This window comes from Haemophilus parainfluenzae (genome assembly GCF_014931395.1).
Classification (GTDB): Bacteria; Pseudomonadota; Gammaproteobacteria; order Enterobacterales; family Pasteurellaceae; genus Haemophilus_D.
The window spans coordinates 1,880,188-1,897,185 of the sequence record NZ_CP063120.1 but is presented as its reverse complement, the minus strand read 5'-3'; the positions used below and the strand labels follow the sequence as shown (position 1 = coordinate 1,897,185).

Here is a 16,998-nt window from a genome sequence, read left to right as displayed (position 1 = left end):
ATTTAACCTAAGTGAAAATGGAGTATTTTATATGAGCGAACAATTACGCCAAGCCGCATTAGATTTTCATGAGTTTCCAATTCCAGGAAAAATTGCCGTTACCCCAACCAAATCGCTAGAAACTCAACATGATTTAGCCCTTGCTTATTCTCCAGGTGTTGCAGAGCCTTGTCTCGAAATTGAAAAAGATCCGTCAGCGGCAAGCCGTTATACTGCTCGTGCTAACTTAGTTGCTGTAATTTCAAATGGTACTGCAGTATTGGGTTTAGGAAATATTGGTGCACTTGCCTCAAAACCTGTTATGGAAGGGAAAGGTGTATTGTTCAAAAAATTTGCGGGCATCAATGTATTCGATATTGAAATCAATGAACATGATCCAGATAAATTAATCGATATTATTGCTTCATTAGAACCTACTTTTGGTGGCATTAACCTTGAAGATATCAAAGCACCAGAATGTTTCCACATTGAAAAAGCATTGCGTGAACGAATGGGAATTCCGGTATTCCATGATGACCAACATGGTACTGCCATTATCGTCGGTGCAGCGGCATTAAATGGTTTAGAAATTATTGGTAAAAATATTGCTGATGTTCGCTTAGTGGTTAATGGGGCTGGTGCTTCTGCTATTGCTTGTACTAACTTGCTTCGTGCATTGGGTTTTAAAAAAGAAAATATCACTATGTGTGACTCTAAAGGTGTGATTTTCAAAGGCCGTGGCGATAACATGGATGAAACCAAACAATTCTACGCCATTGAAGATAATGGTTGGCGCACATTAGCGGATGCCGTTAAGGGAGCCGATGTGTTCTTAGGTTGCTCTAAAGCCGGTGCATTAAAACCTGAAATGGTGAAAACCATGGCGGAGAATCCATTGATTCTTGCATTAGCTAACCCTGTACCCGAAATTAACCCAGATGAAGCGAAAGCAGTGCGTCCAGATGCGATTGTTTGTACTGGTCGTTCCGACTATCCAAACCAAGTAAATAATGTGCTTTGTTTCCCATTCTTATTCCGTGGTGCTTTAGACGTAGGCGCAACCGCGATTAATGAGGAAATGAAATTAGCGGCTTCTCATGCAATTGCAAGTCTTGCGAAAGAACCGGTTCCATTAGAAATTATTGCTAATTATGGTGCGTTATCTTTTGGACCTGATTATGTGATTCCAACACCATTTGATCCACGCTTATTGTTTACTGTCTCTTCTGCGGTAGCGAAAAAAGCGATGGAAACAGGTGTAGCAACACGTCCAATTACCGATTGGGCAGCTTATGAAAAACAATTGAAAGCATTAGTTGCAGCTTAATCTTTCTCTTCCAAAGTGCGGTCAAAAATGATGATATTTTTAACCGCACTTTGTGTTTTTTTATCTGTCTATGGAAGGAATGGCACATTCACGTGCTTTAAATTAATCAAAGGGTAGCGATTCCCTTAGGACTTATGAGTGTCAAAATGAAACAAATACGTTCTCCTTTATATCCAATTTTTCTCTTCGTCATCATTAATCTGATCATTTTCACCTTGTCTCGTCTTGGGCTTGCGATTTGGCAGGCAGACCGTGTCTCTGCGGTAGCGGGCTGGGGACAATTATTCTTACAAGGCTTGCGTATGGACATCGTGGCTTTGTGTTATCTATTTGGTGTGCCAGCATTATTTACGGTGTTATTTCATCATAGCCGTATTTGGAAAATGATTTTACGCATTTGGCTCACCCTAGGTAGTGTGTTTATTCTGTTTATGGAATTGGCTACACCGGCATTTATCGAAACCTATGATTTCCGTCCAAACCGTCTTTTTATCGAATATCTAATTTATCCGAAAGAAGTCTTTTCAATGTTGATGGAAGGCCATTTAACTGCGGTCATTTTTAGCCTTATTTTTACCGTTACGGCTTTCTTCTGTTATTGGAAACTCTCGGGTTATGCGGTGAAAAACTTACGCCCAATGAGCTGGAAATTACGTCCTGTTGTCGCATTGCTTGTTGTTGCAGTTGCCTTTTTAGGGGCGCGTTCTAGTTTTCAGCACCGTGGTGTTAACCCTGCGATGGTGGCTTTCTCTTCCGATGGTTTAGTCAATTCGCTTGTGTTGAATTCAGGTTACTCCGTTCTTTATGCTGCACAACAATTTAAAGACGAAGGGGCTTCTTCTGAAGCCTATGGCAAAATGGATACCGATGAAATGTTGCGTATTGTCAAAGCAAGCCGTGGCCGTCCTGAAAGTGATTATATTTCAGAGAAGATTCCAACATTAACGAAAAACCAAGCCACTTACCAAGGTAAACCGAAAAATATCGTCATTATTTTGGAAGAAAGTTTTGGCGCGCAATTTGTTGGTACGTTAGGCGGAAAACCACTTTCACCGGAATTTGATAAATTAGCCAAAGAAGGCTGGTTATTTGAAAATCTTTATGCTACGGGAACGCGTTCTGTGCGAGGCATTGAAGCTACAACTGCAGGTTTCACACCCACTCCAGCACGTGCAGTGGTGAAATTAAATAACAGTCAAAGTGGTTTCTTTACCATTGCAGATTTACTTGCTAAACAAGGTTATAACACTTCCTTCATTTATGGTGGTGAAAAACACTTTGATAACATGGCAAGCTTCTTCTATGGCAACGGCTTCCAAACTATTATCGATCAAAAGGATTATCAAAATCCGAAATTTACCGCAACTTGGGGCGTGAGTGATGAGGATTTATTCGATAAAGCGAACGAAACCTTTACCCAATTACAGAATGAAGGAAAACCATTCTTTAGCTTAGTGTTCAGTTCAAGCAATCACGATCCTTTTGAATTTCCTGATGGCAAAATTGAGCTTTACGAACAACCGAAAGCAACCCGTAATAACAGTGCAAAATATGCGGATTATGCCATTGGTTATTTCTTCAAATTAGCGAAACAATCTAATTATTGGAAGGATACTGTATTCTTGGTGATTGCAGACCATGATTCCCGTGCGGCGGGCGCAAGCTTAGTACCAATTAAGCATTTCCATATTCCAGCGTTAATTTTAGGTGATCATGTTGAGCCTCGCCGAGACAGTCGTTTAGTGAGTCAAATTGATATGCCAACAACCTTGCTTTCTATTGCGGGCGTAAGCGGTAATTATCCGATGATTGGTTTTGATTTAACGCAAGACGTTAATCCAAATCGTGCCTTTATGCAGTTTGATCAAACCCAAGCGTTAATGAAAGGCAATCATGATGTCGTTATCCAAACACCAAATAGCAAAGCAAAAGGCTATGTCTATGATAAGGAAAAAGACACATTAACTGAAAAAGAAGTGCCGGAAGAAATGAAAAAAGAAGCCTTGGCACATGCTTTACTTGGCAGCTATTTGTATAAAAATCGTTTATATAAAGGCAGTGAAGAGAAATAAAGTGCGGTCAGTTTTAGGCTAATTTTAAAGGGCGAATGATTTCGCCCTTTTTTATATGATTTGAATTTAGTGATTTTCAGCAATAACACGTGGGAATAAAATATTATTTTCACGGTGAATATGCATCATTAAATCATCAGCAAACTCTTGGATGCCACTATAAAGCGCACGCCATGTATTGCAAGCATCTGCTGGAGGTGTCATATTGTTTGTTAATGATTTCAATACTTCCAAATGTTCGCCGTGTTCGGTGTGTTCCATTTCCATCATACGAATTGGCATTTGTGCCATCATATAGTTGCCAGCTTTGATCATCGGGAAAAGTACATGCTCTTCTTTCATCATATGATTGCTTAAATCTTCATAGACATTGCGTAATTCAGCCGCAACGCCCATTGGACAATCTTCACGATCGCCATGAACACTTTCTACACGATCCGCTAAGACGATTAATTCTTGAAGTTGTTCACGGTGACGTTGATGGTAGCGAACTAAAATATGATCGATAATTTCAGGATAAGTTGCATTAACCCAATATTCTTCAGGGTTTTCTGCTTTGCTGTTTTGAAGCTCGGTTAAACGGGTTTCAATTTCGGCTAAATTTAATCCTTTTTCTGCCGCTGCGTTTGCAAGCGTGTCAGAACCTCCGCAGCAGAAATCCAAATCGTATTTACGAAGTAGGGAAGTTGAGCCGGGTACGCTGACAGCGATTTCACTTAATTTTTTATCTCCAAAAGACATAATGAATCTCCTTATTAATGGTAGAGTTAGAAGTTGAGTAAAATACTAAGATAACAAGAGAAAAATGCAAAGGTTTTTTTAACAAAGTATGATTTAAATCAAAGAGAAAATTTAAACTTACCATGTTGTAGGTAGATGTCGATGAGTATTTAGGTGGAAGTTGCATTGCTTTGATGAGCTGTTATCATTCGTGCGTAGAAGATAGCTGAGAAGGGGAGAGGATGAAGCAAATTAACCGATTTTTAAAGATTAGCTTAGTATTAGCCATTTTAGGTGCTGGATATTTTTTTACGAATTTAACAATTTTTGATCGTACATTAATTCAATTAAATACGTCACAAAAAACAAGTTATATTCCTTTTGAAAACAAGTTAAATATGCAATGTGACAAGGCTGATAATTTAGTGCCTCAATTAGCCGCTTCTCGTTTTCATTTGATAACTTGGAATGTGCATAAGGGGCAAGATACAGGATGGCAAGAGGATTTAGCGCGCCTCTCTAAACAAGCGGATTTTGTGTTATTACAAGAGGCGACGCAGCATCAAAATTTAAGTACATTTTCGACCGCACTTTTTGTGTCTTCTTTTTCCTTTAAAGATCTCTTATCGGGTGTTAAGACATTTACTCAAACACAACCAGAATGGTATTGCGGTGGTGGCGTAGCTGAACCATTAATACAAATTCCCAAAGTGGCAAGTGTGATGAGTTTTCCATTAGAAAAAGGCAATAGTTTGCTACTTATTAATGTGCATTTAATTAATTTTGAATGGGGTATTTCCACTTATCAAACCCAGTTAGAGCAACTATTTTCCTTTGTTGAAAATCATCAAGGTCCTATCATCATGTCTGGTGATTTTAATGCGTGGAATGAACGTCGTCTGAATTTAGTCAATAATTTGATACAAAAATATGGCTTAGATTCTGTGGCGCTCACTCAAGATGAGCGGGTTAGATTTTTAGGGTATCCACTGGATTATATTTTTACGCGAGACGTAAAAGTGGTAAGCGCGACATCAGAAGTGGTTACTTCGTCAGATCATAATCCATTACTGATGGAGTTCGAATTGGAATAAAGAGCGGTCAGATTTTTAGAAAAATTTAGGGCTAACGTAATGTTAGCCCTAGGCATTAATTATTTAGTTTGGTTAATTAAGAATTGCGTTAATAAAGATACAGGACGACCTGTTGCACCTTTATTGGCACCTTGAAGCCAAGCTGTCCCCGCAATATCTAAATGCGCCCAAGTATATTTTTTCGTAAAGTTAGAGAGGAATGCGCCCGCAGTAATTGCACCGCCCCAACGACCGCCAATATTAGCTAAATCAGCAAATGGTGACTTTAATTGCTCTTGATATTCTTCACTTAACGGCAAACGCCAAGCTTTATCAGTAGTTTGCTGTGCGGCTTGTAATAACTGTTCAGCCAAGGCATCATCAGTTGAAACTAAGCCGCTGTTATGTTGGCCTAACGCCACCACGCAAGCACCTGTTAGGGTTGCGACATCAATCACATATTGCGGTTCAAAACGTTCTACATAGGTGAGCGCATCACAAAGTACTAAACGTCCTTCTGCATCGGTATTTAATACTTCTACGGTTAAACCGTTCATTGTGGTGAGAATATCACCTGGGCGATAAGCATTGCCATCAGGCAAGTTTTCACAACCCGCTAATACACCAATGACATTTAATGGCAGATTTAATTCAGCAATGGCTTTCATCGTACCGAATACAGAAGCCGCACCGCACATATCGTATTTCATTTCATCCATATCAGCGGCAGGTTTTAAAGAAATACCGCCCGCATCAAAGGTTAAGCCTTTACCTACTAACACGATTGGTTTCGCGTTTTTATCAGGCGCATTGTTGAAATGTAAAATAGACATATAAGCTGGGTTTTGTGAACCGCGAGATACGGCTAAATACGCATTCATGCCAAGTTTTGTCATGTCTTCTTCATCAATCACATCGAGGGAAAGTGCGGTTGATGTTTCAGCTAATTTTTTAGCTTGTTCTGCTAAATAAGCCGGTGTACAAATATTAGGTGGCATATTCGCGATATTACGCGCAGCTTTTACACCATTTGCAATGGCTTGCGCTTCTGCAATGGCTTGCTGAGCTTGTGAATCATCGGTATTAAAAATGATTTCTTGAAGCGAGATAGTATCCGCTTTTTTACTTTTAAATTCATCAAATTGATAAAGGCTATGTTCGATGGTTTCAACGGTAAAACGCACATTCCAAAAGAGATCGCGATCTTTAATTTCCACATCCGTTAAATTATTTACTGCTTGTTGAATAGTTAATTCTTTTAATGTTTGGGTAACACGTTGAATGATTTGTTTAAATTGGCGTTCAGTCGTTTCACCTTTTTTGCCGCAACCTGCTACTAATACGCGTTTAGCGACAAGATTTGGTAACGAATGAAGCAGAGTCGCTTGGCCAATTTTACCTGAAAGATCTCGGCTTTGGGCTAACTGACTGAGGTAGCCTTTTGTGATTTGGTCGATTTCATTGAAACTTTTTGTAAATTCGTTGTTCTCATAAATGCCGATGATAAGGCAATCGGTTGATTGAGAAAGTGCGGTTGAGTTTGCTTGATATTTCATGTTATTTCCTTATGTTGCTAATTTGCTATTTAAATCAGTGAAAATAAGGTATCATACGCCATCTAAATTAGCCAGTTTCCCGTGTTTTTTAGTTAGAAAAAAGAATGATATTAACCCGATATTTAACAAAAGAAGTCTTTAAAAGCCAGATTGCGATTTTGTTTATTTTGCTTTTAATTTTCTTCAGTCAACAACTTGTTCGCGTACTTGGTTCAGCGGCAAATGGTAAAGTGCCAGCCGATCTTGTCTTCTCTTTACTCGGATTAGGGATGCCAACCATGGCGCAATTAATGTTGCCATTATGTTTGTTTATCGCCATTTTGCTGACTTTCGGTCGACTCTACGCAGAAAGTGAGATTACGGTAATGCGGGCTTGTGGTGTGGGACAACGTATCCTTGTTCGTGTGGCGTTAATTCTTTCTTTGTTCACAGCTGGCTTGGCTGCTTACAACGCATTGTGGCTTTCCCCATGGGCGATTCAAAAACAAGCGGCGATTGTCGAAGATGCTAAAGCAAACCCAACAATGGGGGCATTGGCTTCTGGTCAATTCATGTCCACAAGCAACAATAATTTCGTCTTATTCATTGATAAGATTAACGGTAATCAAATCAGTGATGTTTATCTTTTCCAAATGAAAGTCAAAGGTCAAACGAAACCGTCAGTGGTTACCGCTGAAAAAGGTGAGTTAAAAGCGTTACCAAATGGCGACCAAGTCTTGAATTTACAGAATACCTTGCGTGTAGAAGGCACATCCGTGCTTCCTGATTTCCGTATTACACATTTTGATGATTACCAAGCGTATTTAGGCCATCAAGAGACAAACTCGGCAAGTGATGAAGCTGCTGAGTTATCTTTTGAGCAATTATTAAAAGATAAAAGTGCAGCCGCAAAAGCAGAGTTGCATTGGCGCATTACCTTAATTTTAGCGGTTCCTTTAATGGCGCTCATCGCCGTACCAATGAGTAAAGTAAATCCTCGCCAAGGCCGTTTTGCGAAAATCTTACCAGCATTATTGCTTTATTTAATTTACTTCTTGTTACAAAGCTCATTTAAATCTGCGGGTGGCGCAGGTAAGCTTGATGCAGGTTTATTAATGCCGCTGGTAAATATCGCCTTTTTAATTTTAGGAATTGTACTGAATAGTTGGGATAGCACTGCTATGCATAAATTCCGTCGTGTATTCAGAAAAGGGTAATAACAATGTTGATGAATACTCTTGATCGTTATATCGGTAAAAGCATCTTAGGGGCAATTTTTGCCACGTTATTTACGTTGGTTGGCCTTTCGGCAATTATCAAATTTGTAGAACAATTTCGTAGCGTAGGTAAAGGTTCTTATGATATTTGGCAAGCGGTGGCTTATACAGGATTAACCATTCCTAAAGATGTGGAAACCTTTTTCCCAATGGCGGCCTTGTTAGGTGCCTTAATTGCTTTAGGTAATTTAGCCAGTCGTAGTGAATTAGTGGTCATGCAATCCGCAGGTTTTTCTCGTTTTAAAATTGGATTAGCTGTCATGAAAACGGCACTTCCACTGGTGCTTTTTACCATGATTATTGGTGAGTGGGGGATTCCACAAACTGAACAGTTTGCCCGTGATATGCGTACTCGTGCACTTTCTGGTGGTTCAATGCTTTCGGTAAAAAATGGTGTATGGGCAAAAGATGGTAATAATTTCGTGTATGTTCGTCGTATTACCGATGATGCACAATTAGAAGATATTTATATTTATACCTTTGATGAACAGCGTAATCTCACTCATTTGAAGCATGCAAATCAAGCACAATATTCTGCTGAAAATAATCAATGGCAGTTGCGTCAAGTGAATAATTCAGCGGTATCAAAAGAACAAATTACCACAACAAACCGTTTAACAGAAGATTGGGCAACAAGCTTAACGCCAGATAAATTAGGCGCAGTTTCATTACGTCCAACATCATTATCCATTTCCGGTTTGTATGAATATATTGCGTTCTTAAAACAAACAGGACAAGATTCTCGCCGTTTTGAATTAACCTATTGGCGTAAAATTTTACAGCCCCTTTCTGTAGGTGTGATGATGATGCTTGCGTTATCTTTCATCTTCGGTTCATTACGTAGTGTCACTGCAGGGGCGAGAATCGTAACGGGGATTTGCTTTGGTTTCTTATTCTATGTCGTCAATGAAATTTTTGGACAAATGAGTGTGGTATTTAATGCGCCAGCTTTTTTAGGTGCACTAATGCCAAGCCTCTTGTTTATGGCGATTATTTGGTGGCTACTTGCAAGAAAACGAGATTAATACAAAAAATGAAAAAGGCGAACATATAAAGTTCGCTTTTTTGTTCGCTAAAAAAGTGCGGTTAAAATTGACCGCACTTTAGGAATTTAATCTTCTTTAAATTCTCTCATCATTTCTTCGGCTTTTTTCACCATTTCTGCGGAACCGATGAAAAGTGGTACACGTTGGTGAAGTTCACTTGGTTGAATATCTAAAATTCGATTGTAACCATCAGATGCAATACCCCCCGCTTGTTCTGCTAAGAATGCCATTGGATTGCCTTCATAAAGCAAACGAAGCTTACCATTTGGATAGTTAGTTGCACTTGGATAAATGTAGATACCGCCTTTTAATAAGTTACGGTGGAAGTCTGCCACTAATGAACCAATATAACGTGACGCATAAGGTCGGTTAGTTGCTTTATCTTCCTCTTGGCAATATTTAATGTATTTTTTTACCCCTTGTGGGAATTTAAGATATTGTCCTTCGTTGATAGAGTAAATTTTACCGTCTTTTGGCATTTGCATATTTTCATGAGAAAGACAGAATGTACCGATAGATGGATCATAAGTGAAACCATTTACACCATGACCAGTGGTATAGACTAACATGGTTGAAGAACCATATACGATATAACCCGCAGCCACTTGTTTATTACCTGGTTGCATAAAGTCTTCTAAGGTAACAGGTGAGCCAATAGGGGATACACGACGGTAAATAGAGAAGATTGTCCCAACCGAAACGTTCACATCAATATTGGATGAACCATCAAGAGGATCAGTCAAAATAATATATTTAGCATTGCGAGCACGTTCAGTATCAAAAGCGATAAAGCTTTCTTCTTCCTCTGAAGCAAAACCCGCTACCTCTTCACGCGACATAAGGGCCGCATTCATGGTGTTATGGGCGAATAAGTCCAATTTCATTTGGCTTTCACCTTGCACGTTTTCGACACCAGACTGGCCAAGGATATTGGTTAAACCTGCTTTGTTGATATCACGATGAATGATTTTTGCTAATAAACGAATAGAAGACAAAATACCACTAAGTTCCCCTTTTGCATTTGGGTACTCTGCTTGGCGTTCAACAATAAATTCACTCAATGTTTTCATGTTTATTCCTTTTTTATAATTGTTAAATAAATAATAGACCCTTTTATTATATGTTATTTGGCACTTTTGATTGAGATCAAAATGTGAAGAATGAGATCTTTGTCACATTTTATTTTTGATACAAAACCTTGACAAAAGCTATCAATATCCTTTAAAAGAGAGGTGTAACAAAAAAATAACAAACAACACAACATCACAATAAAGGGTATCCTATGAATATAACCCCGATCAGCGAGTCGGCGGTGGTTTGCTCTTTACCGCCACCGGCTTCACTTCAACAACAACGCCAACTCTGGGCGTTTGCCAATCAACTACAGTCTGAGCAAGATATTGTAGAAGTTGTCGTGGGAATGAATAATCTCACAGTCTTCACGGATTTTTATGTGGATTTTGCACCGCTTATTCAACGTTTGGAACAATATTGGGCAGAATTGAAAGTCTCTACGTTTCAAGGTCGTCATATCGAAATTCCGTTAATTTATGGCGGTGAATTAGGTCAAGATTTATCTGAGGTCGCCAAATTACATAACACGACTCCCCAAAAGATCGTTCAAATGCACAGTGAACCTATTTATACCGTGTATATGATTGGTTTCCAACCTGGCTTTCCGTATTTGGGCGGTTTACCCGAATGCTTACATACACCTCGTCGTGCTACGCCAAGAACAGTTGTTCCTGCTGGTTCTGTCGGTATTGGTGGATCTCAAACCGGTATTTATCCCTTTTCCTCTCCAGGTGGATGGCAATTAATCGGCCATACCAAGCAAGCGCTCTTTGACAAAAATCAAGCAAAACCCACTTTATTACAAGCTGGCGATACGGTGAAATTTGTTGTGGAGGGCATTGAATTATGATTCATGTTATTGATGTGCAATCCCGTGCCACAATGCAGGATTTAGGCCGTTTTGGTTTACGTCGATTTGGCATTAGTCATTGTGGAGCAATGGACAAACTAGCATTACGTGCAGGCAATATTCTACTAGGGAATGCAGAAGGATCCCCAGCAATCGAAGTGCCTTTAGGTGGCATTACATTACAATTTCAGCAAGATATAAATTTTTGTGTCACAGGGGCATTTTATGAAATGACCTTAGATGACAAACCGATTTTTGCCTATTGGCGTTATCAGGCGAGAGCGGGGCAAGTGCTGAAAATGGTACGTGCAAAAATTGGTATGTATGGCTATTTATGTGTTCAAGGTGGTTTTATCTTACCCCAAGAATTGAACTCTTGTAGTACGGATCTTCGCGCTCAAATAGGTGGCATAGAAGGGCGTTGTCTACAAGCGGGTGATCAACTGCAAACGGCAAATGATCCCATTTTGCGTAGTGAAATTGGGATTGCTCCCATTCCACTTAAACATACGATTCATGCGTTACCGTCCTCTGAATATCAGGCATTTAAACGAAAATCTCAATATTATTGGTGGCGAAGTAAATGGACATTGCAAAGTAGCAGTGACCGCATGGGCTATCGTTTTCAAGGGCAAAAATTAGAATTAAAGCAACCGCTGGAAATGCTGTCTCACGCGATTCAATTTGGTAGTGTACAAGTTCCACCAAGTGGTCAACCAATTATTTTGATGGCGGATGCACAAACTACGGGTGGTTATCCCAAAATCGCCAATGTGATTGAAGCAGATCTTGGGGCTTTAGCACAGGTACGTTTAGGCTCAACCATTCAATTCGAGGCAGTTAGTTTAGAACAGGCCGCAAAATTACGTCGTAAAAATGAGATATACCTCGATCAAATAAGGAGAATTGTCGATGAAAAAAATTGATTTAAATGCCGATATTGCCGAAGGCTTTCCTTTTGATGAGGCATTATTGAAATTACTTTCTTCTGCCAATATAGCTTGCGGTTTACATGCTGGTGGAGCAAAAGAAATGCAAAGTGCGGTCAGATTTGCGAAAGAAAATCAGGTACGCATTGGTGCTCATCCAGGCTTTCCAGATCGGGAAAACTTTGGGCGTACTCAAATGGATTTACCTGAACAGGAATTAATTGCGCATTTGCGTTATCAGCTTGGCGCATTAAAAGCGATTTGTGATGGGGAAGGCACGGAAATTAGTTATGTTAAGCCGCACGGTGCTTTATATAACCAAGCGGCAAAAGATGAAAAGCTTGCTCGTTTGATTGCTCAAACTGTTCATCAATTTGATCCACATTTAAAATTAATGGGATTAGCGGGCAGCTTAATGCTACTTATAGCCGAGGAAGAAGGTTTACAAACCATTTCTGAAGTATTTGCGGATCGTCATTATATGGCTGATGGGAGTTTAGTGCCTCGTTCGCAACCGAATGCCATGGTGGAGTCTGATGAGGAAGCCATTCAACAAGTGTTACAAATGGTAACAGAAGGCCAAGTCAAAGCCATTGATGGAAGCCTTGTGCCAGTAAAAGCAGAAAGTATCTGTTTACATGGCGATAATCAACATTCTCTACAATTTGCGGCACGCATTGTGGAAGAATTAGAAAAAAATCATATAACAATAACGGCATAAGCCGAATAAGCATAACACACAACATCAACTTAACAAGGGAGGTGCTTTATGGCATCAATCACTCACCGCCGAAATGCGGTGCTGGGGGCGGCATTTTTAATGGCGACTTCAGCAATAGGTCCGGGCTTTTTAACTCAAACGGCAACGTTTACAAATACCTTATTAGCCAGTTTTGGCTTTGTAATTTTATTATCAATTTTGTTAGATATTGGTGCTCAACTTAATATTTGGCGAATTGTGGTGGTATCAGGAAAACGTGCGCAAGATATTTCTAATGCGGTTTTCCCTGGTGCAGGATATTTCCTTGCATCACTTATTGTGATGGGCGGACTCGCGTTTAACATTGGTAATGTGGGGGGGGCAGGTCTTGGTCTAAACTCGATGTTTGGTATTGCACCAGAAACAGGGGCGATCATTAGTGGTATTATTGCCATTTTAATTTTCTTGCGTAAAGAAGCGGGATTATTAATGGATCGTTTTGCCCAATTAATGGGTTTTATCATGATTGCACTGACATTTTATGTCATGTTTAAAACGGAACCACCTGTTGTTGAGGCGGCATATCGCACCTTTATTCCAGAACAAATTGATCCTATTGCTATTGTGACATTAGTTGGAGGGACCGTAGGGGGCTATATTACCTTTGCAGGAGCGCATCGTTTATTAGATGCAGGTGTTCAAGGTGAAAAAGCCATGGCAGAAGTGAGTCGCAGTTCTGTATCGGCTATTTTGATCGCCTCAACTATGCGAATTGTGCTATTCCTCGCGGTACTGGGCATCGTGGTAAAAGGCGTTCCCCTTAATCCTAAAAACCCTGCTGAAACACCTTTTGAATATGTGGCAGGCAATTTCGGTCAAGTGTTATTTGGCGTCGTGATTTGGGCGGCTTCGATTACATCAGTGATTGGTGCGGCTTATACTTCAGTTTCCTTCCTAACCAGCCTTTGTCCAACTATTGAACGTAACCGTAATCGTTGGATTATCGCCTTTATCGTGATTTCTACGGTTGTTTTGGTGACTGTCGGAAAACCTGCAGCGGTATTAGTCTTTGTGGGTACATTGAATGGTTTAATTCTCCCAATTGCACTCGCATTAATTCTGCTAGCTGCTTACCGAAGTGACATTGTTGGAAGCTATAAACATCCAATTTGCTTAGCTTTTGCGGGCTGGTTTGTGGTGATTATCATGGCGATATTAAGTGGAAAAACCATAATTTCTTATGTGTCTAGTTTTATAAGTTAGTTTTTATTTCAAACTAAAGTGCGGTTAGAAATGACCGCACTTTTCTTTTTATATCAATTCCATTCATATAAAATGACAATAAAATTCACATCCATCTAGACGTCTAAATCTTTAATGAAGACGTTAATTTTGTTACACTCAGTCTATCATTAGAATGAATTAAATATAGGAAAGCAAAATGAGTAAACTTTTTCCCAATGCTACTATTCGTACTTCTGCGCCATATCGTTTTGATATTGTAGGCAGTTTTTTACGTCCAGAGAATTTAAAACAGGCTCGTCATCAATGCAGTTGTGGTGATATTTCTTGTGCTGATTTAACACAAGTTGAAGATGCAGAAATTGCTAAATTGGTTGAACATCAAAAAAATGTTGGATTACATGCGGTGACTGATGGTGAATTTCGTCGTACTTTTTGGCATTTAGATTTTTTAGCCGCATTAGATGGCGTGAAAGAAGTGGATGCGGAGAAATTCTCAGTGCAATTTAAGCACGATAATGTCCGTCCGAAAACATTAAAAATTGTAGATAAGATCGGTTTCTCAGAGAACCATCCTTTCGTTGAACATTACCGCGCATTGCAAAAAATGGCAGGGGAGACTGAAGTTAAATTAACGATTCCTTCTCCGTCAATGCTTCATTTAATTTGTACAGTACGTGCTACAGATTATCAGCCGATTGAACGTTATAAAGATAACAATCAGTTGCTATTAGATGATATTGCTGATGCTTATATTGATGCGATGAATATCTTCTATAAATTAGGCTGCCGTAACTTACAGTTGGATGATACCAGTTGGGGCGAGTTCTGTGCGGAAGATAAACGTAAAACCTATACTGAACGTGGTTTAGATTTAGATCAAATTGCCAAAGATTATGTGTATATGTTAAACAAAATCGTGGCAGCGAAACCGGCTGATTTAGCAATTACAATGCATATTTGCCGTGGTAACTTCCGTTCAACTTGGTTCTCAGCGGGGGGGTATGAGCCTATCGCAGAAACCTTATTTGGTCATTGTAATGTAGATGGTTTCTTCTTAGAGTACGACAGTGATCGTGCGGGAGATTTTAAACCTTTACGCTTTATTAAAAATCAACAAGTAGTGTTAGGATTAATCACTTCTAAATCGGGCGAATTAGAAAACCGTGATGAAATTATTGCTCGTATTAAAGAAGCGGCACAATATGTGGATATCAATCAACTTTGCTTAAGTCCACAATGTGGTTTTGCTTCAACAGAAGAAGGCAATATTCTGACAGAAGAACAACAATGGAAAAAACTCGAATTTATCCGTAGTATCGCGGAAGAAGTTTGGGGTAAATAATTTCAATTAGAATGTAAAAGGGATAACGGTGAAAGCGGTTATCTCTTTTTTTATGAAAGTGCGGTTAAAAATGACCGCACTTTTACACAATAAAAAAGGAAGTCCGTAGACTTCCTTTTATGTTATTTCAACTTAATTATTTTTGACGCATCGCAGGGAATAGGATCACATCACGGATAGATGGTGCATTAGCATAAAGCATTGCTAAGCGGTCGATACCTAAACCTTCACCTGCTGTTGGTGGCAAGCCGTGTTCAAGTGCAACAACGAAGTCATCATCTTTAAACATCGCTTCATCATCACCCGCTTCTTTTGCTGCAACTTGTGCATCAAAACGTTCGTTTTGGTCTTCGGCATCGTTTAATTCTGAGAAACCGTTACCAATTTCACGTCCGCCGATGAATAATTCAAAACGGTCAGTCACTTCAGGATTTTCATCGTTACGACGTGCAAGTGGTGAAATTTCTGCTGGATGCGCCATTAAGAAGGTCGGTTGAATTAAGTGATGTTCAGCTACTTCTTCAAAGATTGCATTCACAATAGAACCTAAGCCCCAAGATTTTTGTACTTCGATACCTAAGCGTTCAGCAGTTGCTTTTGCACGATCGAAATCATAAAGATCTTCTTTTACGATACCTTTATCTGCACCGTATTTAATAGTTGCATCATGTAATGTAATACGTTCAAATGGTTTACCGAAGTCAAATTCTAAATCACCGTATTTCACAATGGTGGTACCAAGAATATCAATCGCGAGTTTACGCAATAATTCTTCGGTGTTATCCATTAAATCGTGATAATCAGCATAAGCTTGGTAGTATTCAAGCATGGTAAATTCTGGGTTGTGACGAACAGAAACACCCTCGTTACGGAAGTTACGGTTTAATTCGAATACACGCTCAAAACCACCAACCACTAAACGTTTTAAGTAAAGTTCTGGCGCAATACGAAGATACATATCAACGTCTAATGCATTATGGTGAGTGATAAATGGACGAGCAGATGCACCGCCTGGAATCACTTGTAGCATTGGAGTTTCAACTTCCATGAAACCTTTAGAAATAAAGAATTCACGAATACCTGCCACCACTTTTGAACGAATCACAAAAGTACGACGAGATTCTTCATTAGAAATTAAATCTAAGTAACGTTGACGATAACGCGCTTCCATGTCTGTTAAACCATGGAATTTGTTTGGTAATGGACGAAGTGCTTTGGTTAAAAGTTGTACTTCAGTTGTTTTAACGGTTAATTCATTGGTTTTTGTTTTGAAAAGTGTACCTTTCACCCCAATAATATCGCCTAAATCCCAGCTACCTACATCTTCTGCATAAACGCCTTCAGGAAGATTATCACGAGCAACATATAATTGAATTTTGCCACTCATATCTTGCAAGGTAATAAAGGTGGCTTTACCCATTGCTCGACGAGTCATAATACGACCGGCAACGGTCACTTCAATGGCTTTTTCTTTTAATGTTTCACCATCTTCAGCTTCGTACTTATCATGTAAATCTTGGGCAAGGGCGTCACGACGAAATTGGTTTGGAAACGCATTACCTTTTGCGCGTAATGCAGCTAATTTTTCACGGCGAACGAGCATTTCGCCATGGAGATCTAATTCTTTTACTTCTTGCTCTGACATATCCTTTACCTCGTTAGTTTTTACTTAGAATGTGATTTATTTAATAATAAACAGAATTTTCCTATTCTACCTATAGCATTGTTTTTTGTTAAGCCTTTTTTAATTAAGTTATCCTTTTTATCCAGAAAGTTGTCGGAATTGGAGTGGTAGAGATGGAATGGTACCTCTTTTCCACATAAGATAA

At 39.4% G+C, this 16,998-nt stretch carries 14 protein-coding genes; 10 read left to right on the top strand and 4 right to left on the bottom strand.

From position 1 onward, the window contains the following. The first annotated feature begins 31 nt into the window (after positions 1–31). Both INP94_RS09460 and INP94_RS09455 read left to right on the top strand, forming a co-directional pair. Positions 32–1,306, top strand: coding sequence for a malic enzyme-like NAD(P)-binding protein (locus tag INP94_RS09460; protein ID WP_197543463.1), 1,275 nt, complete (start codon positions 32–34; stop codon positions 1,304–1,306). A 146-nt stretch (positions 1,307–1,452) separates the two neighbouring features. After that, complete coding sequence (locus INP94_RS09455; protein ID WP_197543462.1) at positions 1,453–3,378, top strand: LTA synthase family protein; 1,926 nt, start codon at positions 1,453–1,455, stop codon at positions 3,376–3,378. 66 nt (positions 3,379–3,444) lie between these two features. On the opposite strand, the gene ytfE is transcribed toward INP94_RS09455, so the two are convergent. Then, positions 3,445–4,119, bottom strand: coding sequence for an iron-sulfur cluster repair protein YtfE (ytfE, locus tag INP94_RS09450; protein WP_197543461.1), 675 nt, complete (start codon positions 4,117–4,119; stop codon positions 3,445–3,447). Positions 4,120–4,340: 221 nt separating this feature from the next. Between ytfE and INP94_RS09445 the strand changes: the two genes are divergently transcribed. Then, positions 4,341–5,192, top strand: coding sequence for an endonuclease/exonuclease/phosphatase family protein (locus INP94_RS09445; RefSeq protein ID WP_197543460.1), 852 nt, complete (start codon positions 4,341–4,343; stop codon positions 5,190–5,192). A gap of 59 nt (positions 5,193–5,251) precedes the next feature. Here the strand turns inward: INP94_RS09445 and INP94_RS09440 are convergent, their stop codons facing one another. Beyond that, positions 5,252–6,727: a leucyl aminopeptidase gene (locus INP94_RS09440; protein WP_197543459.1), complete on the bottom strand. Its 1,476-nt coding sequence runs from the start codon at positions 6,725–6,727 to the stop codon at positions 5,252–5,254. 104 nt (positions 6,728–6,831) lie between these two features. On the opposite strand from INP94_RS09440, the gene lptF reads away from it, so the two are divergent. Beyond that, a complete protein-coding gene (gene lptF, locus INP94_RS09435) occupies positions 6,832–7,923 on the top strand; it encodes an LPS export ABC transporter permease LptF (RefSeq protein ID WP_197543458.1) in 1,092 nt (363 codons plus the stop codon). A gap of 11 nt (positions 7,924–7,934) precedes the next feature. Next, positions 7,935–9,008, top strand: coding sequence for an LPS export ABC transporter permease LptG (gene lptG, locus INP94_RS09430; protein ID WP_374042032.1), 1,074 nt, complete (start codon positions 7,935–7,937; stop codon positions 9,006–9,008). 86 nt (positions 9,009–9,094) lie between these two features. Here lptG and fbp read toward each other — a convergent pair whose 3' ends face one another. Beyond that, the gene (gene fbp, locus INP94_RS09425) at positions 9,095–10,099 is read right to left on the bottom strand and encodes a class 1 fructose-bisphosphatase (RefSeq protein WP_014065548.1); all 1,005 of its coding nucleotides are present in this window, start codon (positions 10,097–10,099) and stop codon (positions 9,095–9,097) included. 212 nt (positions 10,100–10,311) lie between these two features. On the opposite strand from fbp, the gene pxpB reads away from it, so the two are divergent. The 5 genes from pxpB (at position 10,312) to INP94_RS09400 (ending at position 15,169) form a co-directional block, all read left to right on the top strand. Continuing rightward, on the top strand, positions 10,312–10,953 hold the full coding sequence (pxpB, locus tag INP94_RS09420; RefSeq protein ID WP_197543457.1) for a 5-oxoprolinase subunit PxpB: 642 nt from the start codon (positions 10,312–10,314) through the stop codon (positions 10,951–10,953). Then, positions 10,950–11,879: a 5-oxoprolinase subunit C family protein gene (locus tag INP94_RS09415; protein ID WP_197543456.1), complete on the top strand. Its 930-nt coding sequence runs from the start codon at positions 10,950–10,952 to the stop codon at positions 11,877–11,879. The genes pxpB and INP94_RS09415 overlap by 4 nt, the downstream gene beginning before the upstream one ends. After that, positions 11,866–12,603, top strand: a complete 738-nt coding sequence (gene pxpA / locus INP94_RS09410) for a 5-oxoprolinase subunit PxpA (protein ID WP_197543455.1) — start codon at positions 11,866–11,868, stop codon at positions 12,601–12,603. Before INP94_RS09415 ends, pxpA begins: the two co-directional genes overlap by 14 nt. Before the next feature lie 48 nt (positions 12,604–12,651). After that, positions 12,652–13,845 (top strand): NRAMP family divalent metal transporter, encoded by a 1,194-nt coding sequence (locus INP94_RS09405; RefSeq protein ID WP_197543454.1) that lies wholly within the window; start codon positions 12,652–12,654, stop codon positions 13,843–13,845. Between the two features lie 178 nt (positions 13,846–14,023). Further along, entirely contained in the window at positions 14,024–15,169 is a 1,146-nt protein-coding gene (locus INP94_RS09400) for a 5-methyltetrahydropteroyltriglutamate--homocysteine S-methyltransferase (protein WP_197543453.1), read from the top strand. Positions 15,170–15,305: 136 nt separating this feature from the next. On the opposite strand, the gene lysS is transcribed toward INP94_RS09400, so the two are convergent. After that, positions 15,306–16,814, bottom strand: coding sequence for a lysine--tRNA ligase (gene lysS / locus INP94_RS09395; RefSeq protein WP_197543452.1), 1,509 nt, complete (start codon positions 16,812–16,814; stop codon positions 15,306–15,308). Between the last annotated feature and the right edge of the window lie 184 nt (positions 16,815–16,998).